28 protein-coding genes are annotated in these 22,130 nt (G+C 73.4%); 15 read left to right on the top strand and 13 right to left on the bottom strand.

The window, feature by feature from the left end; translation table 11 throughout:
- Nucleotides 1-27: 27 nt before the first annotated feature.
- From ACQP12_RS00645 to ACQP12_RS00635, 3 genes are read right to left on the bottom strand one after another with little or no spacing between them, the layout of a single operon-like run.
- Complete coding sequence (locus tag ACQP12_RS00645; protein WP_433284222.1) at nucleotides 28-777, bottom strand: LamB/YcsF family protein; 750 nt, start codon at nucleotides 775-777, stop codon at nucleotides 28-30.
- Nucleotides 761-1,687: a biotin-dependent carboxyltransferase family protein gene (locus ACQP12_RS00640; protein WP_433284220.1), complete on the bottom strand. Its 927-nt coding sequence runs from the start codon at nucleotides 1,685-1,687 to the stop codon at nucleotides 761-763. Before ACQP12_RS00640 ends, ACQP12_RS00645 begins: the two co-directional genes overlap by 17 nt.
- Nucleotides 1,684-2,295, bottom strand: coding sequence for a 5-oxoprolinase subunit B family protein (locus ACQP12_RS00635; protein ID WP_433284218.1), 612 nt, complete (start codon nucleotides 2,293-2,295; stop codon nucleotides 1,684-1,686). Before ACQP12_RS00635 ends, ACQP12_RS00640 begins: the two co-directional genes overlap by 4 nt.
- A gap of 76 nt (nucleotides 2,296-2,371) precedes the next feature.
- Between ACQP12_RS00635 and trhA the strand changes: the two genes are divergently transcribed.
- The gene (gene trhA / locus ACQP12_RS00630; protein WP_433284216.1) at nucleotides 2,372-3,049 is read left to right on the top strand and encodes a PAQR family membrane homeostasis protein TrhA; all 678 of its coding nucleotides are present in this window, start codon (nucleotides 2,372-2,374) and stop codon (nucleotides 3,047-3,049) included.
- Nucleotides 3,050-3,119: 70 nt separating this feature from the next.
- Here trhA and ACQP12_RS00625 read toward each other — a convergent pair whose 3' ends face one another.
- Nucleotides 3,120-3,410 carry a DUF6458 family protein gene (locus ACQP12_RS00625; protein WP_357332072.1) on the bottom strand — a complete coding sequence of 97 codons (291 nt, stop codon included), beginning with the start codon at nucleotides 3,408-3,410 and terminating at the stop codon, nucleotides 3,120-3,122.
- 116 nt (nucleotides 3,411-3,526) lie between these two features.
- On the opposite strand from ACQP12_RS00625, the gene ACQP12_RS00620 reads away from it, so the two are divergent.
- Nucleotides 3,527-4,063: a SixA phosphatase family protein gene (locus ACQP12_RS00620; protein ID WP_357943929.1), complete on the top strand. Its 537-nt coding sequence runs from the start codon at nucleotides 3,527-3,529 to the stop codon at nucleotides 4,061-4,063.
- Between the two features lie 26 nt (nucleotides 4,064-4,089).
- Here ACQP12_RS00620 and ACQP12_RS00615 read toward each other — a convergent pair whose 3' ends face one another.
- The 4 genes from ACQP12_RS00615 to ACQP12_RS00600 form a co-directional block, all read right to left on the bottom strand.
- Nucleotides 4,090-4,359 (bottom strand): DUF6458 family protein, encoded by a 270-nt coding sequence (locus ACQP12_RS00615; RefSeq protein ID WP_013283345.1) that lies wholly within the window; start codon nucleotides 4,357-4,359, stop codon nucleotides 4,090-4,092.
- A gap of 170 nt (nucleotides 4,360-4,529) precedes the next feature.
- Nucleotides 4,530-6,386, bottom strand: coding sequence for an acyl-CoA dehydrogenase (locus ACQP12_RS00610; protein WP_433284212.1), 1,857 nt, complete (start codon nucleotides 6,384-6,386; stop codon nucleotides 4,530-4,532).
- Nucleotides 6,387-6,524: 138 nt separating this feature from the next.
- On the bottom strand, nucleotides 6,525-7,652 hold the full coding sequence (locus ACQP12_RS00605; RefSeq protein WP_357943933.1) for a PP2C family protein-serine/threonine phosphatase: 1,128 nt from the start codon (nucleotides 7,650-7,652) through the stop codon (nucleotides 6,525-6,527).
- A gap of 100 nt (nucleotides 7,653-7,752) precedes the next feature.
- The gene (locus ACQP12_RS00600; protein ID WP_433284209.1) at nucleotides 7,753-8,382 is read right to left on the bottom strand and encodes a septal ring lytic transglycosylase RlpA family protein; all 630 of its coding nucleotides are present in this window, start codon (nucleotides 8,380-8,382) and stop codon (nucleotides 7,753-7,755) included.
- A 197-nt stretch (nucleotides 8,383-8,579) separates the two neighbouring features.
- Here ACQP12_RS00600 and ACQP12_RS00595 point away from each other — a divergent pair, with 197 nt between their 5' ends.
- The 3 genes from ACQP12_RS00595 to ACQP12_RS00585 all read left to right on the top strand — a co-directional run bounded on the left by ACQP12_RS00595 (nucleotide 8,580) and on the right by ACQP12_RS00585 (nucleotide 10,712).
- Nucleotides 8,580-9,128: a phosphoribosyltransferase gene (locus tag ACQP12_RS00595; protein ID WP_433289050.1), complete on the top strand. Its 549-nt coding sequence runs from the start codon at nucleotides 8,580-8,582 to the stop codon at nucleotides 9,126-9,128.
- Between the two features lie 40 nt (nucleotides 9,129-9,168).
- Entirely contained in the window at nucleotides 9,169-10,188 is a 1,020-nt protein-coding gene (locus ACQP12_RS00590; protein WP_433284207.1) for a questin oxidase family protein, read from the top strand.
- 89 nt (nucleotides 10,189-10,277) lie between these two features.
- Nucleotides 10,278-10,712, top strand: coding sequence for an ASCH domain-containing protein (locus tag ACQP12_RS00585; protein WP_433284205.1), 435 nt, complete (start codon nucleotides 10,278-10,280; stop codon nucleotides 10,710-10,712).
- 4 nt (nucleotides 10,713-10,716) lie between these two features.
- Here the strand turns inward: ACQP12_RS00585 and ACQP12_RS00580 are convergent, their stop codons facing one another.
- Both ACQP12_RS00580 and ACQP12_RS00575 read right to left on the bottom strand, forming a co-directional pair.
- Nucleotides 10,717-11,595, bottom strand: coding sequence for an LLM class flavin-dependent oxidoreductase (locus ACQP12_RS00580; protein ID WP_433284203.1), 879 nt, complete (start codon nucleotides 11,593-11,595; stop codon nucleotides 10,717-10,719).
- 49 nt (nucleotides 11,596-11,644) lie between these two features.
- Complete coding sequence (locus ACQP12_RS00575) at nucleotides 11,645-12,700, bottom strand: MerR family transcriptional regulator (protein ID WP_433284201.1); 1,056 nt, start codon at nucleotides 12,698-12,700, stop codon at nucleotides 11,645-11,647.
- A gap of 142 nt (nucleotides 12,701-12,842) precedes the next feature.
- Between ACQP12_RS00575 and ACQP12_RS00570 the strand changes: the two genes are divergently transcribed.
- Together ACQP12_RS00570 and ACQP12_RS00565 are read left to right on the top strand one after the other, a co-directional pair.
- Nucleotides 12,843-13,163, top strand: coding sequence for a PadR family transcriptional regulator (locus ACQP12_RS00570; protein WP_433289048.1), 321 nt, complete (start codon nucleotides 12,843-12,845; stop codon nucleotides 13,161-13,163).
- A gap of 55 nt (nucleotides 13,164-13,218) precedes the next feature.
- Nucleotides 13,219-14,307, top strand: a complete 1,089-nt coding sequence (locus tag ACQP12_RS00565) for a hypothetical protein (protein WP_433284199.1) — start codon at nucleotides 13,219-13,221, stop codon at nucleotides 14,305-14,307.
- On the opposite strand, the gene ACQP12_RS00560 is transcribed toward ACQP12_RS00565, so the two are convergent.
- Together ACQP12_RS00560 and ACQP12_RS00555 are read right to left on the bottom strand one after the other, a co-directional pair.
- Nucleotides 14,252-14,854 carry an NUDIX hydrolase gene (locus tag ACQP12_RS00560; protein WP_433284197.1) on the bottom strand — a complete coding sequence of 201 codons (603 nt, stop codon included), beginning with the start codon at nucleotides 14,852-14,854 and terminating at the stop codon, nucleotides 14,252-14,254. The genes ACQP12_RS00565 and ACQP12_RS00560 overlap by 56 nt on opposite strands.
- Before the next feature lie 31 nt (nucleotides 14,855-14,885).
- The gene (locus tag ACQP12_RS00555; RefSeq protein ID WP_433284195.1) at nucleotides 14,886-15,779 is read right to left on the bottom strand and encodes a LysR family transcriptional regulator; all 894 of its coding nucleotides are present in this window, start codon (nucleotides 15,777-15,779) and stop codon (nucleotides 14,886-14,888) included.
- 113 nt (nucleotides 15,780-15,892) lie between these two features.
- Between ACQP12_RS00555 and ACQP12_RS00550 the strand changes: the two genes are divergently transcribed.
- From ACQP12_RS00550 to ACQP12_RS00530, 5 genes are all read left to right on the top strand, one after another.
- A complete protein-coding gene (locus ACQP12_RS00550) occupies nucleotides 15,893-16,249 on the top strand; it encodes a DUF1801 domain-containing protein (RefSeq protein WP_433284193.1) in 357 nt (118 codons plus the stop codon).
- Entirely contained in the window at nucleotides 16,246-16,632 is a 387-nt protein-coding gene (locus tag ACQP12_RS00545) for a VOC family protein (protein ID WP_433284191.1), read from the top strand. Before ACQP12_RS00550 ends, ACQP12_RS00545 begins: the two co-directional genes overlap by 4 nt.
- A 67-nt stretch (nucleotides 16,633-16,699) precedes the next feature.
- Nucleotides 16,700-17,698 (top strand): aldo/keto reductase, encoded by a 999-nt coding sequence (locus ACQP12_RS00540; protein ID WP_433284189.1) that lies wholly within the window; start codon nucleotides 16,700-16,702, stop codon nucleotides 17,696-17,698.
- Nucleotides 17,698-18,192, top strand: coding sequence for a GNAT family N-acetyltransferase (locus ACQP12_RS00535; protein WP_433284187.1), 495 nt, complete (start codon nucleotides 17,698-17,700; stop codon nucleotides 18,190-18,192). Before ACQP12_RS00540 ends, ACQP12_RS00535 begins: the two co-directional genes overlap by 1 nt.
- Nucleotides 18,193-18,274: 82 nt before the next feature.
- Nucleotides 18,275-19,000 (top strand): DUF899 family protein, encoded by a 726-nt coding sequence (locus ACQP12_RS00530; RefSeq protein ID WP_433284185.1) that lies wholly within the window; start codon nucleotides 18,275-18,277, stop codon nucleotides 18,998-19,000.
- A 124-nt stretch (nucleotides 19,001-19,124) separates the two neighbouring features.
- Here ACQP12_RS00530 and ACQP12_RS00525 read toward each other — a convergent pair whose 3' ends face one another.
- Complete coding sequence (locus tag ACQP12_RS00525) at nucleotides 19,125-19,730, bottom strand: hypothetical protein (RefSeq protein WP_433284183.1); 606 nt, start codon at nucleotides 19,728-19,730, stop codon at nucleotides 19,125-19,127.
- A 100-nt stretch (nucleotides 19,731-19,830) separates the two neighbouring features.
- Here ACQP12_RS00525 and ACQP12_RS00520 point away from each other — a divergent pair, with 100 nt between their 5' ends.
- From ACQP12_RS00520 to ACQP12_RS00510, 3 genes are all read left to right on the top strand, one after another.
- Nucleotides 19,831-20,025 carry a hypothetical protein gene (locus ACQP12_RS00520; RefSeq protein ID WP_433284181.1) on the top strand — a complete coding sequence of 65 codons (195 nt, stop codon included), beginning with the start codon at nucleotides 19,831-19,833 and terminating at the stop codon, nucleotides 20,023-20,025.
- Nucleotides 20,026-20,326: 301 nt separating this feature from the next.
- Nucleotides 20,327-20,824: a SigE family RNA polymerase sigma factor gene (locus ACQP12_RS00515; RefSeq protein WP_433284179.1), complete on the top strand. Its 498-nt coding sequence runs from the start codon at nucleotides 20,327-20,329 to the stop codon at nucleotides 20,822-20,824.
- Nucleotides 20,821-21,903 (top strand): hypothetical protein, encoded by a 1,083-nt coding sequence (locus tag ACQP12_RS00510; protein ID WP_433284177.1) that lies wholly within the window; start codon nucleotides 20,821-20,823, stop codon nucleotides 21,901-21,903. The genes ACQP12_RS00515 and ACQP12_RS00510 overlap by 4 nt, the downstream gene beginning before the upstream one ends.
- Nucleotides 21,904-22,130 lie beyond the last annotated feature (227 nt).

Below are 22,130 nucleotides of genomic sequence, written 5' to 3'. Positions count from 1 at the left end.
CCCCGCTACCGGAAGGGGCCCTTTCTTTCACGCGAACGGGGTCGGAGTGACCCCGGCGTCGATGAGGGCGGCCCGGACCAGTTCGGCGCAGCGCACCGCGCCCGGGGTGTCGCCGTGCAGGCAGATCGACTCGGCCGGGCAGGGCACCACGCTGCCGTCGACCGCCACGACGGTCCGCTCGGTGGCCATCCGCACGGCCCGCGTGGCCACCTCGTCGGGGTCGGTGACCAGCGCGTTCGCCGCGCTCCGGGGCACCAGCTGCCCGTTCGGCAGGTAGTTCCGGTCGGCGAAGCCCTCGGCGACCACCCGCAGGCCCGCGCCCACGGCGAGCTGGGCGAGCACGGAGCCGGGCGGGCAGAGCACCGGCAGCTCGTGCTCGTACCCGCTGACTGCGGCGACCAGCGCGGCGGCCTGGACCTCGTCGCAGGCGGCCGCGTGGTAGAGCGCGCCGTGCGGCTTGAGGTAGCGCACCCGGGTGCCGGCCAGCCGGCAGAAGGCGTCCAGCGCCCCGAGCTGGTAGATCGTCTCGTCGCGCAGGACGGCGAAGTCGTACGCGATGTGCCGCCGGCCGAATCCGGCGAGGTCCCGGTAGCCGACCTGGGCGCCGACGGCGACGCCGCGCCGCGCGGCGGCGGCGCAGATCCGGTGCATGGTGGACGCGTCACCGCCGTGGAAGCCGCAGGCGACGTTCGCGGAGGTGACCAGCCCCAGCAGCGCCTCGTCGTCGCCGAGCCGCCAGATGCCGAATCCCTCACCGAGGTCAGCGTTGAGGTCCATGGAACGTCACCGTAGTCCCTGGGCGGGCCTGCGCGAGCGGGGTCACGTCCTCGACCACCCCGATGACCGGGTATCCGCCGGTGGTGGGGTGGTCGGCCAGGAAGATCAGCGGTTGGCCGTCCGGGGGCACCTGCACCGCGCCGAGGACGAGGCCCTCGCTGGGCAGCTCGCCGGCCACCGCGCGGGGCAGGGCCGCGCCGGCCAGTCGCGCGCCGACGCGGTTGCTGGCGGGACTGATCGCGTACGCGGTGCGGAGCAGCAGGTCGAGCGCCGCGGGGGTGAACCAGTCCTGCCGGGGGCCGGGGCGCAGGGCCAGCCGCAGGGCGGCCGGCACGGCCGGGGCGACGGTGAGGTCCACCGGGACCGGCGGGCCTGTCGGTGCGCCCAGGGGCAGCCGGTCGCCGTCCCGCAGCGGGGGCGGGCCGAGGCCGGAGAGCGTGTCGGTGGCCCGGCTGCCGAGCACCGGCTCGACCGCGATCCCGCCGGAGACGGCGAGCCAGCTGCGCACCCCGGCGCGGGCGGGACCGACCCGCAGGGTCGCCCCGGCGGGCAGCGACAGCGGCCGGCCCGTGTCCCCGGGCCGGCGCTCGACGCCGGAGGGCACGCCGGATGGCCGGTGCCCGGCCGGCCGGGCACCGCCGGTCGGCACTGCGGCGGGCCGGCGCTCGACCAGCACGTCCACCGCCGCGCCGGTGAGTGCCACCGTGACGGCCCGGCCGAACCGCAGCACGCAGCCGGTCAGGGTGATCTCCAGGCCGGCGGCGTGTTCGGGGTTTCCGACGAGCCGGTTGGCCAGCCGCAGGGCGGCCGGGTCCAGCGCGCCCGAGCGGGGCACGCCGAGGTGGGCCCAGCCGGGGCGGCCCTGGTCCTGCACGGTGGTGAGGGCACCGGCCCGGAGCACCTCGATCACGCGCTCACCAGCCGGACGCGGGTGCCCGGGGTGAGCCGGGCCGGTGGGTCGGCGTGCACGTCGAAGAGGACGAGGTCGGTCCGACCGACCAGCAGCCAGCCGCCGGGCGAGGCGGTCGGGTAGATCCCCGCGTACGGGCCGGCCAGCGCCACCGAGCCGGCCGGCACCCGGGTACGCGGGGTGGCGAGCCGGGGCACCGCCAGCTCCGGCGGCAGCCCGGTGAGGTACGCGAACCCGGGCGCGAAGCCGCAGAACGCCACCCGGAACTCGGTCCCCCGCAGCCGCTCGACCACGGCGGGCACGTCGACGCCCCAGTGCTCGGCGACGGCGGGCAGGTCCGCGCCGTCGTACACCGTGGGGACCCGGACCTCGGCGGCGCCGGCGGTGGTGGCCACGTCTGCGGGGCTCCACCCGGCGATCCGCGCGGCGGCGGCCTCGGGGTCCGGCACGCCGTCGACCAGGACGGTGGCCGCCGCCGGGACGATCTCGACGGCGCTCAGGTCGCCGGCCGCCCGGCGGCGCCACAGCTCGGCCCGCCACGCCTCGACCTGCTCGGGGCCGTCGCAGTCGAGCAGCAGGGCGTGCGCGCCGACGGGCCGGATCCGCATCCCGTCATCCTCGCGTCGGCGACCGTGACGGTCCACACTACTTGCAAGTAACCTACGGTGTCGTAACCTGATTGGCGTGACAACCTCCGCACCGCTCCGGCTCAAGCCGGCCGACATCGGGAAACCCCGCATGCGCGGCTGGCTGCACACCTACGCGTTCTTCGCCGCGCTGGTCTGCGGCCTCGTGCTGTGCTCCATCGCCGCCGTCCGCCCGGGCTGGGCCCCGCTGGTGAGCTGCCTGATCTACAGCCTGACCGTGTGCGGGCTCTTCGGCACCAGCGCGCTCTACCACCGCCGGGTCTGGTCCGAGCGGGGCTACCAGATCATGCGCCGGATGGACCATTCGATGATCTTCGTGTTCATCGCCGGCACCTACACGCCGTTCTGCACGCTGCTGCTGGACACCCGGCACGCCACGATCATGCTCGGCCTGGTGTGGGGCGGGGCGCTGGCCGGGGTGGCGATCAAGCTGATCTGGCCGCATGCGCCGCGCTGGGTCTCCGCCCCGCTCTACCTGGCGCTCGGCTGGGTCGCGGTGGCGATGCTGCCGGAGATCCTGCACGCCGGCGGCGTCACCGCCCTGGTGCTGCTGACGGTCGGCGGGGCGATCTACAGCGTCGGCGCGGTCTTCTACGCGTTGCGCCGGCCGAACCCGTGGCCCACCGTCTTCGGCCACCACGAGTTCTTCCACGCCTGCACGCTGGTCGCGGCGATCTGCCACCACATCGCGATCTACTTCGCGCTGTTCGCCTGATCGCCGCCGGTCCGGAAGACGGGCGAGGGCCCCGCGCCGTCGCGGGGCCCTCGACAGTTCATGGCGCGGGTCAGACCGGGTAGCCCGAGCCCGGGCGGCGCACCTCGCGGTACTCCTCGCGCACGACCCGGTCGTCCTGCACCGGCACGACCGGCTCGGCGACGACGCGCTCCCGCACCGGGGCGGCCACCACCCTGCGGCGGCTGTTCCAGAAGTAGAGCGTGGTGATCAGGCCCGCCACTCCGGCGAGCATGAGCACCCAGCCCACCACGTTCAGGTTCAGCCATCCCAGGTTGGCGTCGATGGCGAACGCGAAGATCGCGCCGAGCGCGATGAGGAAGATGCTGGCACCGATGCCCATGACGTCGCCTCCTTGGCGTCCTACTGGCGTTTCCTGCCCGCCGCGGCCATGGCTCAGGTAGCGGCACACATCGACATACCCAGGCGCCGAGATCGCCAATCAGGCAAGCTGAGCGCATGACGGACGGCAGGAACCAGCAGCGGACGTTGGTGCTGTTGCGACACGCCAAGGCCGAGCAGTCCGAGGAGATCCCGGACGAGGAACGGTCGCTGACCGCACGGGGGCACGCCGACGCGGCGGCGGCCGGCGCCTGGCTGGCCCGGCACGCGCTCCTCCCCGACGTGGTGCTCTGCTCGACCGCCCGGCGGACCCGGCAGACCTGGCACGGGCTGGCGCTGGGCGCGACGGGATCCCCGCCGGAGGGGGGCCCGGCGGGATCCGCGCCGGTGGTCCGCTACGAGCCGGCCGCGTACGACGCGCACCCGGACGTCCTGCTGGACGTGGTCCGGGCGGTCGACCCGAAGGCCGGCTCCGTGCTGCTGATCGCCCACAATCCGGGCATCTCGCTGCTCTCCGCGCTGCTCGACCCCGAACGGGCGGATCCGGACGGGCTGCGCACCACCGACCTGGTCGTGCACCGGCCCACCACCCGATGGGCCGAGCTCGGGCCGGGCGGGGCACCCATCACCGCCCGGCACACCGCACGCGGCTGAGCCCGCCGGGCGGCGGGCTCAGCCGGTCAGGACGGCGGGGCCGTGGGCGGCGGCGGGTCCGGCGGCGGGGGCATCATCGCGGTCGGGTGGGAGAGCCGGTTCTCCTCCACGATGAGCGTGCGTGCCCGCTTGCGGCGGTCCTGCCAGAACCAGAGCGTGGTGAGCAACACGCCCAGCCCGGCCAGGATGAACACCCAGCCGACCGCGCGCAGGTCGATCCACCAGACGTTGGCCCGGATGGCGAAGGTCATGATCGCGCCGAGCGCGATGAGAAAGATTGCGCTGCCAATGCCCATGTGCGCTGCACTCCCCCGTGCGGTGGCCCTTGGGCGTGCCCTGTCGTGGTCCGCGACGGTTACCCGCCACGCGGCCGGCCTACCGGCCACGGGGTGAAAACACGGCGGCGGCCGGCGAGCTGTGCGCTCGCCGGCCGCCGGTCGTCAGGGTCGAATCGCCCCAGCGGGGATCAGAACGCCTCCTCCGGGAGGTCCATGATCTCCAGGTCGGTGCCCTCGATGATCCGCCGGTCGGCGCCGATGCGGGGCAGCACCTCGCGGGCGAAGAACCGGGCGGCGGCCACCTTGCCGGTGTAGAACGCCTTGTCGGTGGCGGAGACCTCGCCGCCGAGCGCCTTCAGCGCCACGTCCGCCTGCTTCTGCAGCAGCCAGCCGACCACCAGGTCGCCGACCGCCAGCAGGAACCGGCGGCTGCTCAGGCCGACCTTGTAGAGGGCGCGGGCGTCGCCGCCCTGGGCCTCGGTCAGCCAGCCCATCATCACGCCGAGGATGTTCTGGATCTCGCCGAGCGCCTTGCCGAGCGCCTGGCGCTCCTCCTTGAGCTGGCCGTTGCCGGCCTCGGAGGCGATGAACTCCTGGATCTCGCCGGCGACCGCCATGAGGGCCTTGCCGTTGTCCCGGACGATCTTCCGGAAGATCAGGTCGAGGCTCTGGATCGCGGTCGTGCCCTCGTAGAGGGTGTCGATCTTGGCATCCCGGACGTACTGCTCCAGCGGGTAGTCCTGCAGGAAGCCGGAGCCGCCGAAGGTCTGCAGCGACTCGTGGCCGAGCAGCTCGTACGCCCGCTCCGAGCCGACGCCCTTCACCAGCGGGAGGAGCAGGTCGTTGACCCGCTTGGCCAGCTTGGTGGCCTTCTCGTCACCGGCGGCCTCGGCGACCGCGACCCGGTCCTGCCAGGTGGCCGTGTAGCAGACCAGCGCGCGCAGGCCCTCGGCGTACGACTTCTGCATGAGCAGCGAGCGGCGCACGTCCGGGTGGTGGGTGATCGTCACCCGCGGAGCCGTCTTGTCGGTCTGCTGGACCAGGTCGGCGCCCTGCACCCGGTTCTTGGCGTACTCCAGCGCGTTCAGGTAGCCGGTGGAGAGGGTGGCGATCGCCTTGGTACCGACCATCATCCGGGCGTACTCGATGATCATGAACATCTGCCGGATGCCTTCGTGCTTCTCGCCGAGCAGCCAACCCTTGGCCGGCACGCCGTGCTCGCCGAAGGTCACCTCGCAGGTGTTGGAGACCTTCAGGCCCATCTTGTGCTCGACGTTGGTGGCGAAGACGCCGTTGCGCTCGCCCAGCTCGCCGGTCTCCTCGTCGAAGTGGAACTTGGGCACGACGAAGAGGGACAGGCCCTTGGTGCCCGGGCCGCCGACGCCCTCGACGCCGACCGGGCGGGCCAGCACGTAGTGGACGATGTTGTCGGTCAGGTCGTGCTCACCGGAGGTGATGAAGCGCTTGACGCCCTCGATGTGCCAGGAGCCGTCCGGCTGCGGGACGGCGCGGGTGCGGCCGGCGCCGACGTCCGAGCCGGCGTCCGGCTCGGTCAGCACCATGGTCGAGCCCCACTGCTTCTCGATGAAGAGCCGGGCCCACTTCTTCTGCTGCTCGGTGCCCTCGACGTGCAGCACGTGCGCGAAGGACGGGCCGGAGGCGTACATCCAGATCGGGGCGTTGGCGCCGAGCACCAGCTCGGCCAGCGACCACCAGAGGGCGCGCGGGGCGTTCGTGCCGCCGAGGGCCTCCGGCAGGTCCAGGCGCCAGAACTCCGAGTCCATGAACGCCTGGTAGGACTTCTTGAACGACTCCGGCAGCGGCGCGGTGTGCGTCGCCGGGTCGAAGACCGGCGGGTTGCGGTCACTGTCCGAGTAGCTGGCGGCCAGGTCCTCGCGGGCCAGGCGGTCGACCTCCGAAAGGAAGCTGCGGGCGGTGTCGACGTCCAGGTCCGTGTACGGCTCCTGGCCGAACGTCCGGTCCGCCCCGAAGACCTCGAACAGGTTGAACTCGAGGTCCCGAAGATTGCTCTTGTAGTGGGTCATGCTCGCTGGCCCCGCTTCCGGACAGGTGTTACCGATCAGTAACTCCAGACTGTATTACTCGCCGGTAGCCAACGACAAGCCGATCTCGGAAGTGACAGCGATTACACACTTCCGGTTCACCCGATGGTGACCGCCGGCTCAGCCCTCGGCCGCGCCGACCTCCCAGCTCGGCACGGGCGCGGCGGCGGCGCTGCGCGGCCCGGTGTATTCCATCAGGACCAGCGCGATGTCGTCGTCGAGCCGGCCGTGCACCCACTCGACCAGGGCGGTCTCCAGCGACGCCAGGCCGTCGGCCACGGTGCCGTGGCCGAGCAGCCGCCAGGCCCGGTCGGCGGTCGGGAAGAACTCCCCGTCCCGTCGCGCCTCGCCCAGCCCGTCGGTGAAGAGCAGCAGCCGGTCGCCCGGCTCCAGCCGCTCCACCCGGGGCCGGACCACCGGCATGAACCCGAGCGGCGGCGCGGGCGCCGGCGGTTCGAGCGGGATGACCGCGCCCCGGCGCAGCAGCAGCGGCGGCGGGTGGCCGCAGTTGACGATGGTGAGGGTGCCGCCCCGCTCCTCGACCAGCGCGGCGGTGACGAAGTCCTCGTCGCCCACGTTGCGGGCCACCGCCCGGTCCAGGTCGGTCACCACGGCGCGCAGGTCCGCCCGCTCGTACGCCACGTGCCGGTAGGAGCCCAGCACGATGCTCGCCAGCCGGACCGCGTCCAGCCCCTTGCCGCGCACGTCACCGATGATCATGCGGACGCCGTACGGGGTGTCCATCGCCTCGTACAGGTCGCCGCCGATCTCGGCGGTCGCCGTGGAGGAGATGTAGCGTGCGGCCACCGCCAGGGTGCCCACCTGGGGGCCGAGCGACCGGAGCACCGCCTGCTGGGCGACCGAGGCGAGCCGGGACAGCTCGGCGATCCGCTCGGACTGGCGCTCGCGGACCCCCGCCACGGCGCCGGCGATGGCGGTGGCCAGCGCGATGCCGGCCACGTTGACCGCGGTGACCAGCGACATGGTCTGCTCGGCGAGGGCGAACGCGGCCCCGATCCCGGTGGCGAGCAGGCCCACCCCGAGCACCACCCGCCAGGACGCGAGCGCGGCGGCGAGGAACGGGGCGGCCACCATGAGCGCGATGTAGTGCGCCGGCCGCCCGTCGGCCAGCTCGACGGCGGAGACGATCGCGAGCAGCGCGAGGGCCGCGCCGAGGCCGGCGCGGGATCCGGGGCTCAGTGGGCCGCGGCCCGACTGGAAGGGTTGCGTGCGTACACCGGACAGCATGCCTGATGGACGTGAACGGGTGAATGAACCTGGCCCGTCGTCCGAGGATGTTCTGGCCGGCCGGGTCCCCTCACCGGCCCGATCGCCGCCGGCCACCCGGTCAGCCGAGGACCTCGTACCTGACGGTCAGCTCGCCGAGGTCGGTCGAGGCGATCGCGGCGAAGGCGGCCCGGGAGAGGTCGATGCACCGGCCGTCGATGTACGGGCCGCGGTCGTTGATCCGGACCACGACCGACTTGCCGTTGGTCGGGTTGGTCACCCGGACCTTCGTGTTGAACGGAAGGGTCTTGTGCGCGGCGGTCAGCGCGTCCGGGTTGAACGTCTCGCCGTTCGCGGTCATCTGCCCCTCGTCATAGAAGGACGCTCCGCAGGAGCCGCTGCTCACGACCTTCGCGGCGGAGGCGGTCTTCTTCGCGGTGGGCTTCGGGCTCGCGGTCCGGGTCTTGCTGCGGGACGCCGCCTGGGTCCGGGTCGCCGTCGGGCTCGGGGTGGCCTTCGGCGAGGGGCTGAGGCTCGGTGACGCGCTCGGCGAGGCGGAGGGCGATGCCGAGGTGGGGGCGAGCGTGCTGGGCAGGGCCTCGACCGCGGCCGGGGCCGTGGCGGGTTCGGCCGAGGTGAGCTGGACCGCGCCGACGGTGCCGCCGATGGCGAGCACCACGCCGACGGCAGCGGTGGCGGCGATGCCGGCCGGCGAGGAGAACTTGCGGGTACGAAGGTGCCTACCAGCCACCGCCCGGTCCTTTCGTTAGCTGAACAAACCGGCTCGGACCGTAACGAGAGAAGCACTTCGGAAGTCAACGTGATCATGGTGCTATGCCCGCATTTACCCTGGTACGTGTAGCCGATCAAGCCAGCACCACTCCACCGAACGGACGAATGAGCGCTGGCCGGGGCCGGTACGCCACGCTCTGGCACCGGTGCCCCAGGATGGAGGGCGTGCTGAGCCGACGCCTGGTCGAGCTGTTCCACTGGGTCGACCCCGGCCCGGGGAGCAGCCATCTGGTCAGCGACCTCTCCGCCTGGTGGCGCGATCCCGAGGTGCTGGCCGGGGTCGGGCCCGCCCTGGCCGGCCTGTTCCCGGCCGCCCGGCCGACCGTCGTGATCGCCCCGGAGGTGACCGGGCTGCTGCTCGGCCCGCTGGTCGCGGTGGCCGCCGGCGCCGGGTTCGTGCCGGCGTACAAGGACGGCGGGGAGCGGCGCCGGCCCGGGCCGATGCGCTGGGCCGACACACCCCCCGACTACCGGGGCCGGCAGCTCCGGATCGGCGTGGACGCCCGGCGCCTCGGCCCCGGCGACCGGGTGCTGCTCGCCGACGACTGGGTGGCCACCGGGGCGCAGCTCGACGCGCTGCACCACCTCGTCCGGGACAGCGGGGCCGAGTTCGTCGGGACGGCCGCGCTCGTCGCGACCTGTCCGGCGCCGGTCGCCGAGCGGCTCGGGCTGCGCGCCCTGCTCACCGCGGACGAGTTGCCCTGAGGGTTGACCTGAAGGAAGCTTCAACTCCGAGGATCGACGCATGGACGACGGCATCCTCGACGAGGCGTACCAACGGCTGCACCGGACCGGCCCGGAGTTCGCGGGCTGGCTCTCCAACCACGGACCCATGGCGGTCGAGGCGCTGGTCCGCCACGGCCACGGCCCCCGCGTGCACCGGTGGCTCGACGACTACCTGCGCCGGCTGGACGAGCTGCCCCGCGGGCTGCGGCCGATCGACGACTGGCGGGCCGCGCTGGGCGACCCGAAACGGGCCGGCGACTGGCTCGCCCACTTCGACCGGGAGCTGCGCGAGCGCCCCTGGCGTGAGGTGCTCGGCGACTGGTGGCCGCGGCTGCTGCCGGGCATCGCGGCCGGGGCCACCCACGGGGTGATCCGGGTCGGGCACGCGGTGCGGGTGCTGCGTACCGACGGGGAGAACCCGCAGCGGCTGGCCGAGCTGGGCCAGGCGCTCGGCTACTGGGCCGCCCGCTGGCAGCCCGTGCCCGGCGCCGGCCCGCTCATCGGGCGGTCGGACGTGCCGGCCGCGCTCGAGGCGGTGCCCCGGATCCCGGCGCAGACCGGCGGGATCCGGAACCGGCTGGGCCGGCTGACCGACGTACCGGAATGGCCCGCCGCGGTCACGGCGCTGCGCCCACCCGCCGACCCGGCCGGAGCCGAGCGGACCCTCACCGAACTGGTGCACCGGACCGCGCTGGACTACCTGCGGTTCGGGCACGGCAACCCCGTGATGCTGGTGCACGCGGTGACCGCGCCGACCGCGGTACTGCGTACCCTGCCGGCCCTGGATCCGGCGCTCTGGGCGCCGAGCGTCGCCGCGGCCTGGTCGGCAACGGCCGCCGTGACCTCGGTGTACGCCCCACCCACGCCGGCCCCCACGCCGGCGGTTGCGGCGGGTGAGCCGGCGGAGGTGTTCGCCCGGGCGGCCCGGCACGGCGACGAGCACGTCGTGAAGCTGGCCGACGCGGTGCTGGAGGCGCACGCGGCGACCGGCGACGCCCGGGTGCTGGCCGCCGCCGGCTACGCCGGCCAGCTCATCTGAGCAGGTCCTCGACGGCGTCGCCGACCCCGGCTCGTGGGGGCGGGCGAAATCCCGCGACGGGCCGGCGGCCGGCGGTTAGCCTCGGCAGGATGTGGCCCCGCATCGGTGGACTCCGCACCCTCGCCCTCGGCACGCCCGGCGAGCTGCGCACCACCCTCAACACCCTCGTGCTCTCCGGCGTGAAGACCGCGACCGCCGGCCTGCTGACCGACGAGTACGCCACCGAGAACGAGGAGCTGGAGCACGTCGGCGAGCGCCTCGTCCTGGTGGACGACGACGACAAGCTGATCGGCCTGGTCGAGGTCACCGACGTCGAGGTGGTCCGCTTCGCTGACGTGTCCTGGGATTTCGCCCGCTCCGAGGGGGAGGGGGACCGGTCCATCGAGGAGTGGCGCGAGGGCCACCGCCGCTACTGGGCCCGGGTGGGCTTCCCCGTCGACGACGACAGCCAGGTGGTGTGCATCCGGTTCCGCCTGGTCTCCGCCGGGGACGGCGGCATCAGCACGGGCGACCTCGGCACCTGACCGGTCAGAGCCGGCGCAGCTCCGGCAGCAGCTCGGCCGCCCGGACCAGCACCGCCTCGTCGCCGGCGTACCAGCTGCTGGCCCGGGGCCAGTGGGTCACCACGTCGGTGAAGCCCAGCCGGGCGGCCCGGGCGACCTGCTCGGCGAAGAGGTCCGCGTCGCGCAGCGAGAAGACCGGCGCCGAGTCCAGCGACAGGTAGCGGTCCAGGGTGGCCGGATCGCGCCCCGCCTGCTCCAGCGTCGCGTCCAGCCGGGCGGACAGCTCCGCCACCGTCGACCACCAGCTCTCCAGGTCGTCGCCGCCGAGACCGGTGGTCACCCAGCCCTGCCCGAAGCGGGCGACCAGCCGCATCGAGCGGGGCCCGTTCGCGGCGAGCACGAACGGCACCCGGGGCTGCTGGACGCAGCCGGGATTGTTCCGCGCGTCGACCGCCGCGAACCACTCGCCGCGCCAGGTCGTGCCGTCCTCCCGCAGGATCAGGTCGAGCAGCTCGGTGAACTCGGCGAACCGGTCGACCCGCTGCCGGGGCGGCAGGGTCTCCCCGCCGAGGACCGCCGAGTCGAAACCGATGCCGCCGGCCCCGAGGCCGAGCAGCACCCGCCCCTCGGAGACGTCGTCCAGCGCGGTCACCTGCCGGGCGAACGCGGCCGGGTGCCGGAAGTTCGGCGAGGCGACAAGGGTGCCGAGGCGGATCCGGGACGTCACCGTCGCGGCGGCGGTCAGCGTGGTCATCGAGTCGAACCAGGGGCCGTCGACCAGGTCGCGCCACCCCAGGTGGTCATATGTCCAGGCGTGGTCGAAGCCCCAGTCGTCCGCCTGCCGCCAGCGCCGCCGGGAGTCCGACCAGCGCTGGTCGGGCAGGATCACGATGCCAATTCGCATGATCGCCAGGGTACGACCCGGGTCGGACAGGCCGACCCGGGTCGACCGACTACGCCTCCACGAGATCGGCGACCACGCAGGCGATGTTGTCGGGCGCGCCCGCGGCGTACGCGAGGTCGACCAGGCGCCCGACGGCGGTCTCCGGGTCGTCGGCCCCGGCGAGCGTGGCGTGCAACGCCTCGGGGTCGACCACCGCGGCGAGCCCGTCGGAGCAGAGCAGGTAGCGGTCGCCGGGCAGGGCGGTCCGCAGCGCCAGGTCCGCCTCGACCTCGGCCCCGGCCCCGAGCGCCCGGGCCAGCAGGGCCCGCTGCGGATGCGCCCCGGCCTCGGCCGGGCTGAGCTTCCCCTGGTCGACCAGCGACTGGACGTAGGTGTGGTCCTGGGTGAGCCGGGACAGCTCGCCGCCACGCAGCAGGTACGCCCGGGTGTCCCCGACGTGCACCAGGGCCAGCCGGGTGCCGCGCCGCAGGACGGCGGTGAGCGTGGTGACCGGCTGGTGGGCGTCGGTGGCGTGCGCGCGTACCGCCCGGTCGGCGGCGCCCACCGCGTCGGCCAGCGCCGCGAGCAGTTCGGTGTCCGGCGCGTCGGCCGGCTCCAGCGGCCGCAGGGCGTCCACGGCGGCGGTGCTGGCGGCCGCACCGCCCGGGCCCCGCATACCGTCCGCCACGGCGAGCAGTGTCCCGCTGGCGTACGCGGTGTCCTCGTTGGAGTCCCGGACGGTGCCGGTCTCGCAGCGGACGGCGTACCGGAAGGTGGTGTCGGACATGGTGGTGCCCCTCTCGGTGAGCTGGTCGACGAGGAGCGCGACGGTGCGACCGCGGGCTGCCGTGTCGGCGCTGACCCGCCGCCACCAGGCGTCGACGGCCTCGGCGGCGGCGTCCGGCGGCAGGCCGCAGACGGCCTGGATCTCGGCCAGCGGCATGCCGGCCCGGCGCAGCGCGGCGATCAGCCGGGCGCGGTCGAGCTGGGCCGGCGCGTAGTACCGGTAGCCCGAGTGCGGGTCGACGGCGGCGGGAGGCAGCAGCCCCAACTCGTCGTAGAGCCGCAGCGCCTTCGGCGTCAGGCGCGCCGCGCGGGCGAACGCCCCGATGGTCAGCAGCTCCACAGGCCCATCCTCCTCGCGCCGGTCGCGTCTCCTCGTGCCGGTCGCGGCGACCGGCACGGACCACGCTGGGCCTTGCCGCAGGGGCAGGGTCAAGGCGTTGACGATGTATCGATCACTTATATATGTTGCCGGTGTGACTCAGATGCGGGAGCCCACGTTCCTGATCCTCACCGCGCTCGCCGGTGGACCCCGGCACGGCTACGGGATCATCCAGGAGGTCACCACTCTCTCCGCCGCGCGCGTCACCCTGCTGCCCGGCACCCTCTACACCGCGTTGGACCGTCTCACGGCGCAGGGCCTGGTCGAGCCCGACCACGAGGAGGTGGTGGACGGCCGGCTGCGCCGCTACTACCGGCTCACCTCCGTCGGCCTCGACGCCCTGAGCGCCGAGACCGCCCGGCTGCGCCAGCTCACCACGGCCGCCGAGACCCGGCTGCGCGCCCTGCGCCCCCGCACCGCCTGACCCGCGTCCCGGGCCGCCACCGGCCCACCACCCGAACGACCTGAAGGGGACGGCCATGCCACCGACGGGGGACCCCCTCGCCCGCCGCTACCGGCGCCTGCTGCTCGCCTATCCGCGTGCCTACCGGCGGGAGCGCGGCGAGGAGATCCTCGGCCTGCTGCTCGACAGCGCGCCCGCCGGGCGGGCCCGGCCCACCCTGCGCGAGGCGGCCGACCTGGTCCGGGCGGGGCTGCGCTGCCGCCTGGGCCGGCCGGCCAGCCGCACAGTCGGCGTCTGGGCGGTCCTCACGGCGCTGATCTGCGGGCTGTTCACCGGCGCGCTGGCCGCCCGGGTGGCGTGGGAGACCTCCCGGCCGCAACCCGACCGGGCCGAGTTCACCGCGGTCTTCACCGAGGCGTTCCCCGGCCACCGGCTCGGCGAGGACGTGTCGAGCGCCCGCGCGCTGTTCGTCATCTACGGCCAGCCGCTGTCCCGGGCATCCCTGCGCGATCTGCTGTTCGGCGACGGCGGCGAATACCAGGAGGGGGCGGCCGGCGGCTCGGCCACCGGCCCGATGCCGACGTCCGAGGCGCAGACGCTGGCGACGGCGCAGCAGCGCCTCCGGGCCGCCGGCTGGCAGGTGCACGAGCCGACCTCCGAGGTGCTCCAGACCTGCGCCGACCCGCGCTGCGACCCGGCCAGCCAGCCGGTCGAGACCGTCCTGGTGGCCCGGCGGGGCGACACCGTGCTCCGAGCCACCTTCGACGATCCCCGGTCCTTCGGCTCGTACCTCGGGGTGGCGCTGCAGCGGGCCGCGCCGCCGGCCGTACTGCCGGCCGCCGTGCTGGCCGGACTGTCCGGGGGCGCGCTGGCCTGGCTGGTCTTCGCCTGGGCGAGCCGGCGCACCGAGGGCCGGCGGCGGGCACCGCTGCTGCTGGGGGTCACCCTGTTCTTCTGGTGGGTGCCCGTGCCGCTCGCCACCTCGTCGCTGGCCCGGCACCACCTCGACGAGCCGCACCCGAGCTGGCACCCGCTCTGGGAGTGGCTGGGTCAGCCGACCCTCTCGCTGTTCTTCCTGATCGGGCTGGCCACCGCGTTGGTGCTGCTGCTCACCGCACTGACGCCCCGCCGGGACCCGCGCCCGCTGACCGTGCGCCTCGGTTGAGCTTCGCCAGCATCCGGCCGAGGTGCGGCTCCACCGTTCCCGGCGCGGCCCCGGCCACCTCGCCCGGCGTCCACCAGCGGACGCCCCGGAACTCGGCCGGGTCGGGGATCAGCTTCTGGTCGCGGCTGCCGGACAGCACGTACCAGAGGCTGACGTCGGTGTGCCGCTCCTCCGGCGGGCCGACCGTCTCGGTCACCGTGAGGAAGGCCGGACGCTCGCCGAGGGCCGGCGCGAAGACGGCCGGCACTCCCAACTCCTCCACCATCTCCCGGCGTACGGTCTGCGCGGGGTGCTCGCCCGGCTCGACGTGACCGCCGCTGGGCAGCCACATTCCGGCCTTGCGGTGGTCGACCAGCAGCACGGCGCCGTCGGTCTCGTCGTGGAGCAGGAAGTAGGCGACCAGGTGCGGCGAGGGCGTGCGCGGCTTCGCCCGGCGGAAGATGTCCTCCGTCGTGGCCAACCAGGCCAGCGTCGTGGCGCGGTGCCGCGCCTCCTGCTCGTCGCCCGGCGTGAGCGCCTCGACCAGCGCCCGGATCTCGTCCCGCACGCCGTCATGCTGCCAGCCGGGTCCGACAGCCTCAGGCCGCCGGGGCGGGGTTGGCGTCGACCGCGGCGCGGACGAACTCGCGTACCCGGGTGGTGGTGTTGCTGGCCAGCCACACCGGACCGCGCCGGATCGGCGGCGCGTCGTGGATCGGCACGTAGGCCAGGTCCGGCCGCGCGTGGTAGTGCCGGGTTTGCTCGCCCACGGGCAGAACGCCGCGCCCCATGGCGACCAGGGCCAGCATCTCGGAGAAGCTGCCGCCGACCGGCCCGCGCGGCACCGGCCGCCCCGACGGGGTCCGGTCCGGGGTGCGGTCCCGTTTGAACGCGGCCGAGGTGACCGCCGGGTACTGCACCACCGGATGGTCGCCCAGCACCTCCAGCGACACCGACTCCGCACCGGCCAGCGGATGGTTCGCGGCCACCGCGAGCACCCGGGCCTCGTGCAGCAGCGCCGGACCGTTCGCCATGCCGTCGAAGGGGTACGAGGCGATCAGCACGTCGAGCGTGCCGTCCCGCAGGCTCGACCGGGTGGTGGCGAGCGGAGCCTCGTGGACGTGCACGACGCAGTCCGGGTGGCGCTCGCCGAACAGCGTGACGGCCCGCAGCAGCACCGGGGCGGTCGACTCACCGACGTACGCCACCCGCAGTTCGCCGGTGAGCCCGCGCCCGGCGTCGACGGCGCGCTGCACGGCGTCCTCGATGCCGGCCACCAGCGGACGCAGGTCGTCGGCGAGGCGGGCGCCGATCGGGGTGAGCCGGACGACCCGGCTGGTGCGCTCGAAGAGCGGCGCGCCGATCCGGCGTTCCAGCTTCCGCACCACGTGGCTGATCCGCCCGGTGGTCACCCGTAGCCGCTCGGCGGTCCGCCCGAAGTGCAGCTCCTCGGCGAGGGTCAGGAACGTCTCGACCTCGTACCGCTCCAGCACCCGCCGCCCCCATCGTTGAATCCTGGTCAACGATCGTAGCCCGATCGCGTCTTGGTCCGGACGGCGGCGAGGACGAGTGTTGACGGTGTTCCCACCGCACACAGGAGGACCACATGGACCCCGTCACCACCTATCTGACCGGCCTCGACGCACCGTTGCGCGAGACCGCCGGGAAGCTGCGTTCCGTCATCGAGGCCGCACTGCCGGAGGCCACCGGCGCCATGTGGCACGGCCACCCGGTGTGGGGGCTGGGCGACCGGCCCGGCCAGACCCCGGTCTGCCTGGTCAAGGCGTACCCGGCGTACGTCACGTTCGGGCTGTGGCGGGGACAGGACGTGGCGGACGGCTCCGGACGGCTCGCCCCGGGCGCGCGCCGGATGGCCTCGGTGAAGCTGCGTACCGTCGACGAGATCGACCCGGAGCTGTTCGCCGGCTGGCTGCGCGACGCGTACGCGCTGGAGATCCGGTGAGCGCCGTGCGGGTGACCGGCTTCGACCACCTGGTCCTCGCCGTCACCGACGTCGAACGGTCCCTGGCGTTCTACTGCGGCACCCTCGGCCTGGCGCCGGTGCGCGTCGACCGCTGGCGGGCCGGCGAGGTGCCCTTCCCCTCGGTACGCGTCAACGCCGACACCATCATCGACCTGGTCCGCGGCGAGCCGGAGGGGTCGAACGTGGACCACTTCTGCCTGGTGGTCGAGCCGCTCGACTGGACGGAGGTGGTCGAGTCCGGGGTCTTCACGGTGCTGACCGGGCCGGTGCCGCGCTTCGGGGCGCGGGGCACGGCCACCTCCATCTACGTCCGCGACCCGGACGGCAACACCGTCGAGCTGCGCTGGTATCCAGGGTCTTGACTTCGAGCCCGCTCGAAGCCGGAGAGTGGCAACCGGCGGAACCACGACGCGGGACGGGGAGCGGATCATGAAGCGCACGTTGGGGCGGAGCGGCATCGAGGTCAGCGCGCTGGGCATGGGCTGCTGGGCCATCGGCGGCCCGTACGCCGGTGGCGCCAACCAGTACGGCTGGGGCCGGGTCGACGACGCCGAGTCGACCCGGGCCGTCCAGCGGGCCCTCGAACTCGGCGTCACCTTCTTCGACACGGCGAGCAGCTACGGCGCCGGGCACAGCGAGGTGGTGCTCGGCAAGGCGCTCGGCGCCGACCGGGACCGGGTGGTGATCGCCACGAAGTGGGGGTTCACCTTCGACGAGCGGACCAGGGAGGCGCTCGGCACGGACAGCAGCGTCGCGTACCTGCGCAGTTGCCTGGACGGCTCGCTGCGGCGGCTGGGCACCGACCACGTCGACCTCTACCAGCTCCACCTCGGCGACCTACCGGTCGCGGAGGCCCTGGACCTCGTCGCCCCGCTGGAGGACCTGGTCACCGCCGGCAAGATCCGGGCGTACGGCTGGAGCACCGACGACCCGGAACGCGCCGCGGCGTTCGCCGCCGCCGGCCCGCACTGCGCGGCCGTGCAGCACGACATGTCGGTGCTGGCCGACCGGCCGGCGATGATCGAGCTGTGCGAGCGGGCCGGGCTCGCCAGCATCAACCGGGGGCCGCTCGCCATGGGCCTGCTCAGCGGCAAGTACGCCGACGGGCGCACGGTGGCCCGGGACGACGTGCGGTCGCAGAGCTACGAGTGGATGACGTACTTCCGCGGCGGCGCCGGGGCACCCGAGTGGCTGGCCCGGGTGGAGGCCCTGCGGGAGGTGTTCGCCACCGGTGGCCGCACGCCGACGCAGGGCGCGCTGGCCTGGCTCTGGGCGCGCAGCGGAGCCACCGTCCCGATCCCCGGGTTCCGCACCGTCGCCCAGGTCGAGCAGAACGCCGGCGCGCTCGCCCAGGGTCCGCTGCGGCCGGACGAGTTCGCCGCCGTGGAGGATCTGCTGGCCGACCTGCGGGTTGCTAGCGTCGCCTGATGCCCGAACTCGAACGGCTCGCCCTCCGGCACGCTCCGGCGTTGCTCCGCTTCGAGCAGGTGAACCGGGCGTACTTCGCCCGGTTCGTGCCGGACCGGGGCGACGACTACTTCGACAAGTTCGCCGACCGGCTCGCGGGCCTGCTGGCCGAGCAGGACAGCGGACTGTGCCACTTCCACGTCCTCGTCGACGACGAGGACGGCACCGTGCTGGGCCGGTTCAACCTGGTCGACGTCGCCGACGGCAGCGCCGAGCTGGGCTACCGGGTGGCCGAGCTGGCCACCGGGCGCGGCCTGGCCCGCGAGGGTGTCCGCCGGGTCTGCAAGCTGGCCCGCGACGAGTACGGGCTGCGCCAACTGGTCGCCTCGGCCGCGCTGGCGAACCCGGCCTCGCTGGCGGTGCTCCGGCGGACCGGATTCGCGCCGGTCGAGGAGGTGCAGCTCAGCGGCCAGCCCTGCCTGCGCCACGTCCTCGACCTCACCGGGCACTCCTGATTTCCGGTCGACCGATGAAAATCGCCGGCCGGACAGGTCCATACCGGTGACCGACTCGGACGCCGCGAAGGAGACCGCCCCGATGGCAACCCCCACGTTCCGCGCTGCCCTGCCGCCGATCGTCGACCGGGAGACCTGGCTGCGCGAGCGCGACCAGCTGCTGGCCCGGGAGAAGGCGCACACCCGCGAGGGCGACGCGATCGCCGCCGCCCGGCGCCGGCTGCCGATGACGTTGGTGCCGCCCGTCACCGTGCAGGGCCCCGACGGGGAGACGCCGCTGCTGGAGGTCTTCGAGGGCCGCCGCATGCTGATGGCCTACTTCCACATGTGGCACGACGGCAAGCCGTTCGAGGACCAGTGCGAGGGTTGCACCTTCGCGACCTGCCACCTGGAGATGCGGGACTACCTGCACGCCCGCGACGTCACCTACGCCGTGTTCTGCCAGGGCCCCTACGCCGACAGCGCAGCGTTCGCGGAGTTCATGGGCTATTCGTTCCCCTGGTACTCGGCGCGCGACTCCGACCCGGCGCTGGCGGACGGCCGCGACTTCGGGTTCATCGCCTGCTACCTGCGCGACGACGACCGGGTCTACGAGACCTACTGGACCAGAGGGCGCGGCGTGGAGGCGCTGACGACCAGCTACCACGCCCTCGACCTCACGGTCTACGGCCGGCAGGAGAACTGGGAGGACTCACCGGAGGGGTGGCCGACGGTCAGCGGGCACCCGTGGCGTCTCGACGGCCGCCCGGTCGCGCAGTGGAGCCGCCCGGGTGTCACGGTCACGGGGGCGTCCTGCTGCGCGAAGTGATCGCGCCCCGGGTGCTCTGCCGGAGCGGCGGCACAACCTCATGGCGGTCGCCGACGACGCCTGGCGTCGCTTCGGCGGCTGACCCGCCCGCACCGGCCGGGGCACTCCGTCATCGTCCCGCGGGTCAGCGCCGTTGCACGGGCATCCCGTAGATCCCCCCGTCGCCGACCTGTGTGCTGTCGACCAGCATGGGGTTGAGGCTCCACCGGGCCGCCAGCTTGAGCACGTCGTGTTCGTGGGGCGCCGACTCGTACCAGGCGTCCCAGTCCTCCTCCTGCCAGTTCCGCCAGTTGTCCCCCCAGCCCCGGAGGCCCTTGCCGACCTCGCGCTCGGCCGGCGTGACGTCACCGATGAACAGGGGGACGTCGCCGTCGAAGGTGGCGAACGCCCGCACGACGACCCCGTCGATCGCCCGCACCCAGCCGTGGGAGAACCAACCTCGCTCGTTGACGAAGAACTGGACCTCACCCAGGCGCGCGCTCAGGGCTGCGAACCATTCCGGAAAATTCCGATCGGTGGCGCTGTAGTCGAACGTGGCGAGATCGCGCCGGCCATGCGCCAGGGTCCACCCGGCCACGGGACCGGCCACGAACACGCCGGAGACGTACGCCCGGTCGACGCCCTCGTCCCAGGAGAGACGCTCGCGGTCGGTCAACTGCAGCGCGTCGGCGACCTCCTCCGGGCTCCGCTCCCGCACGGCGAGCCAGGTGGTCTTGAAACCAAACCCCATGCGGCTCATCATCGCGTCGACAGCCCACCGGCAACACTCCGCCATCCGGCCGTCTCCGCCGCCATGAACGCGGCCGAGAAGCGCAGCGGCACGCGTCGGCGTGGCGCCCCGGCCACTGCCACTGCGCGAGCTGATCGCCGACACCCTGACCGACGCGCTGCGGTCCTGCCTCGGACGATCGACCTACCGGCAGCGCGCCACCGAACTCGCTCGTCGGGTCCGCGCCGACGACGGCCCCGCCGCTGTGCTCTCGCTCATCACGCGACTCGAAGGGGAGCGCGGACAGCGGTGGTGAGCCGTGCGGTCAACGACGGTTGCGGGACCGGCGAACCGCCCACACCCCGCCCACGACCGCTGCGACCGCCGGCAACAGGCAGCAGATTGACAGGACCGACAGGTGCCACGGCTTGATAGCTCCCATGGCCGAGAGGATAGGCAGCGCCTGCCAACTCCGCTGTCCCCGCTCGAAGGCCGTCAGGGGCGTCGAGGCGCGGGAGTACGGCTGGACGATGCGTCCGTCGGCCAGTTCGCGCGCGGGGCAACCTCCCGAGGCGTCGGTCGGGTAGTAGCCGGTGACCCCGTTCGAAGGAGAGCCGGTGGCACCGAGCGACACGTTCGCTGAGTTCGTGACGGCACGATCACCCCGTCTTCAGCGCACCGCCTATCTGCTCACCCACGACTGGGCGCAGGCAGAGGATCTGCTGCAGACGGCCCTGGTACGCGCATGGAGCGCGTGGGGGCGGATCCACGGGGACCCGGAGCGGTACGTGCGGAGGATCCTCGTGAACGTCTACGCCTCGTGGTGGCGACGCAGATGGCGCCACGTGGAGCAGCCGACGGCGCAGCTGCCGGAGCAGGCGGCCGTCGACCACATGTCTCAGGTGGACAGGCGCGACGAGGTGTGGCAGGCGCTCGGGAGGCTGCCCCGCCGGCAGCGGGCGGTGCTGGTGCTGCGCTACTTCGAAGACATGACCGAGGCGCAGATCGCGGACGCGATGAGCATCTCGGTGGGCACCGTCAAGAGCCAGGCCAAGAAGGCACTGGAGAAGCTGCGGCTCGACAGGTCGCTGACGTTGGAGGCGTTGCACCGGTGATCGACCTCAAGGACCTCATGGATGAGCGCTCCGCTCACGGCATGCCCTCCGATGGACGACTGGTGGAGGTCCAGCGCAAGATCGGCGTACGGCGGCACAGGCGGGTCGTGGCGGGAGCGGTGGCAGCGGCGGCAGCGGTGGTGGCGGTCGGCTCCGCCACCCTCGTTCCCGGTGGGGAGCCGGCTCCGCCCTCGGCCTTCACCGCCGGATCGACGACCCCGTCAGCGGGGCCCGCCAGTGCGTCGGCTTCTCCGAAACCCGTGGCGGGCCGCAAGATCGGGCCCTTCGACGAGTACGCCCGTGGTTATCGGGTGGTCGCCGTCGGCACGGCGCCGGTGAGCGCGAAGAAGGTGCGGCTCAGCTGGACGGTCAACTCGACGGACGTCCAGTTCTTCAGCTACTGCCCCGGCCTGCCCCATCAGCACGCACTCGACGCCGAGATTGCGATCAACGACGAGGCCATCGGGTACTCGGTGAACTGCGATTCGGAGCTGCACCAGGATCCGACGGGATCGGTGCCCCCCGGGTTGGGAGCGAGCGTCGGCGACACGGTGTCGGTGACGTACACGGTCATCGGCGCCCAGGGCGGCGGGCGCCGGTTGTCGACGATCCCGACGCAGGGCACCCTGCACTTCGCCGTGGCCGAGAGGGTGCCCTTCACCCAGTACCCCCTGCCGGCCCGGCCGGCCGCACTGAAGCCGCCGAAGCCGGACGGCATGGCCAGCGAGCCCGGCACCAAGGTCCTCCACAGCGACCCGGCAGATCCCAACCGGCCGGTCAGCACGACGATGGTCTGGCATCGCGGTTACGACTTCACCGTGGTCGCGCAGACGCCGGGCATCTACCGCGTCGCCGTCAACGGCGTGAGTGTGCTCACCGGCGAGGTCTACGACTACGTCGGTAACGGTCCGAACGCCAGCTGCCAGGTCAAGCGGAACGATCAGGGGTGGTGTGTGCCCGAGCTGGCGTCGGTGAAGGACGGCGACATGGTCACGATCACCGTCACGGCACAGCACGCCACCGGCCCCTGGCTGGCCGAGCTCCGCTCGCAGTGGCAGAGCGGATCAGCCGAAGGCTGAGCGCCGCACCGGCGTCTGGGACATCGAAGGCCCTGACCGGGACTCACATCCTGGTCAGGGCCTTCGCGCTGGAGCGGGTGACGGGAATCGAACCCGCACTGTCAGCTTGGGAATCGCACAAGATCGGGCTCTGGTACGGCGATTCTCCTGCTCGGCCTGGTCGCTGGCGGCCTGGTTTGGCCTTCCGTAGCCCGGCCTTGGGGCCCATGGATGGCCCGTCCAACCCG

The sequence above is a fragment of the Micromonospora sp. CA-244673 genome, assembly GCF_050948395.1.
GTDB lineage: Bacteria > Actinomycetota > Actinomycetes > Mycobacteriales > Micromonosporaceae > Micromonospora.
Note: the sequence above shows the minus strand (reverse complement) of the source record. Positions and strands in the feature narration are given on the sequence as shown.

What these genes read in the sequence shown, in the direction of transcription:
- ACQP12_RS00590 (WP_433284207.1), top strand. Translation starts at nt 9,169, where the DNA reads ATGGACGACGGCATCCTCGACGAGGCGTACCAACGGCTGCACCGGACC.
- ACQP12_RS00570 (WP_433289048.1), top strand. Translation starts at nt 12,843, where the DNA reads ATGCGGGAGCCCACGTTCCTGATCCTCACCGCGCTCGCCGGTGGACCC.
- ACQP12_RS00615 (WP_013283345.1), bottom strand. Translation starts at nt 4,359, where the DNA reads ATGGGCATTGGCAGCGCAATCTTTCTCATCGCGCTCGGCGCGATCATG.
- ACQP12_RS00525 (WP_433284183.1), bottom strand. Translation starts at nt 19,730, where the DNA reads ATGGGGTTTGGTTTCAAGACCACCTGGCTCGCCGTGCGGGAGCGGAGC.
- ACQP12_RS00610 (WP_433284212.1), bottom strand. Translation starts at nt 6,386, where the DNA reads ATGACCCACTACAAGAGCAATCTTCGGGACCTCGAGTTCAACCTGTTC.
- ACQP12_RS00530 (WP_433284185.1), top strand. Translation starts at nt 18,275, where the DNA reads ATGGCAACCCCCACGTTCCGCGCTGCCCTGCCGCCGATCGTCGACCGG.
- ACQP12_RS00585 (WP_433284205.1), top strand. Translation starts at nt 10,278, where the DNA reads ATGTGGCCCCGCATCGGTGGACTCCGCACCCTCGCCCTCGGCACGCCC.
- ACQP12_RS00605 (WP_357943933.1), bottom strand. Translation starts at nt 7,652, where the DNA reads ATGCTGTCCGGTGTACGCACGCAACCCTTCCAGTCGGGCCGCGGCCCA.
- ACQP12_RS00565 (WP_433284199.1), top strand. Translation starts at nt 13,219, where the DNA reads ATGCCACCGACGGGGGACCCCCTCGCCCGCCGCTACCGGCGCCTGCTG.
- ACQP12_RS00580 (WP_433284203.1), bottom strand. Translation starts at nt 11,595, where the DNA reads ATGCGAATTGGCATCGTGATCCTGCCCGACCAGCGCTGGTCGGACTCC.
- ACQP12_RS00540 (WP_433284189.1), top strand. Translation starts at nt 16,700, where the DNA reads ATGAAGCGCACGTTGGGGCGGAGCGGCATCGAGGTCAGCGCGCTGGGC.
- ACQP12_RS00620 (WP_357943929.1), top strand. Translation starts at nt 3,527, where the DNA reads ATGACGGACGGCAGGAACCAGCAGCGGACGTTGGTGCTGTTGCGACAC.
- ACQP12_RS00635 (WP_433284218.1), bottom strand. Translation starts at nt 2,295, where the DNA reads ATGCGGATCCGGCCCGTCGGCGCGCACGCCCTGCTGCTCGACTGCGAC.
- ACQP12_RS00535 (WP_433284187.1), top strand. Translation starts at nt 17,698, where the DNA reads ATGCCCGAACTCGAACGGCTCGCCCTCCGGCACGCTCCGGCGTTGCTC.
- ACQP12_RS00550 (WP_433284193.1), top strand. Translation starts at nt 15,893, where the DNA reads ATGGACCCCGTCACCACCTATCTGACCGGCCTCGACGCACCGTTGCGC.
- ACQP12_RS00625 (WP_357332072.1), bottom strand. Translation starts at nt 3,410, where the DNA reads ATGGGCATCGGTGCCAGCATCTTCCTCATCGCGCTCGGCGCGATCTTC.
- ACQP12_RS00645 (WP_433284222.1), bottom strand. Translation starts at nt 777, where the DNA reads ATGGACCTCAACGCTGACCTCGGTGAGGGATTCGGCATCTGGCGGCTC.
- ACQP12_RS00595 (WP_433289050.1), top strand. Translation starts at nt 8,580, where the DNA reads ATGGAGGGCGTGCTGAGCCGACGCCTGGTCGAGCTGTTCCACTGGGTC.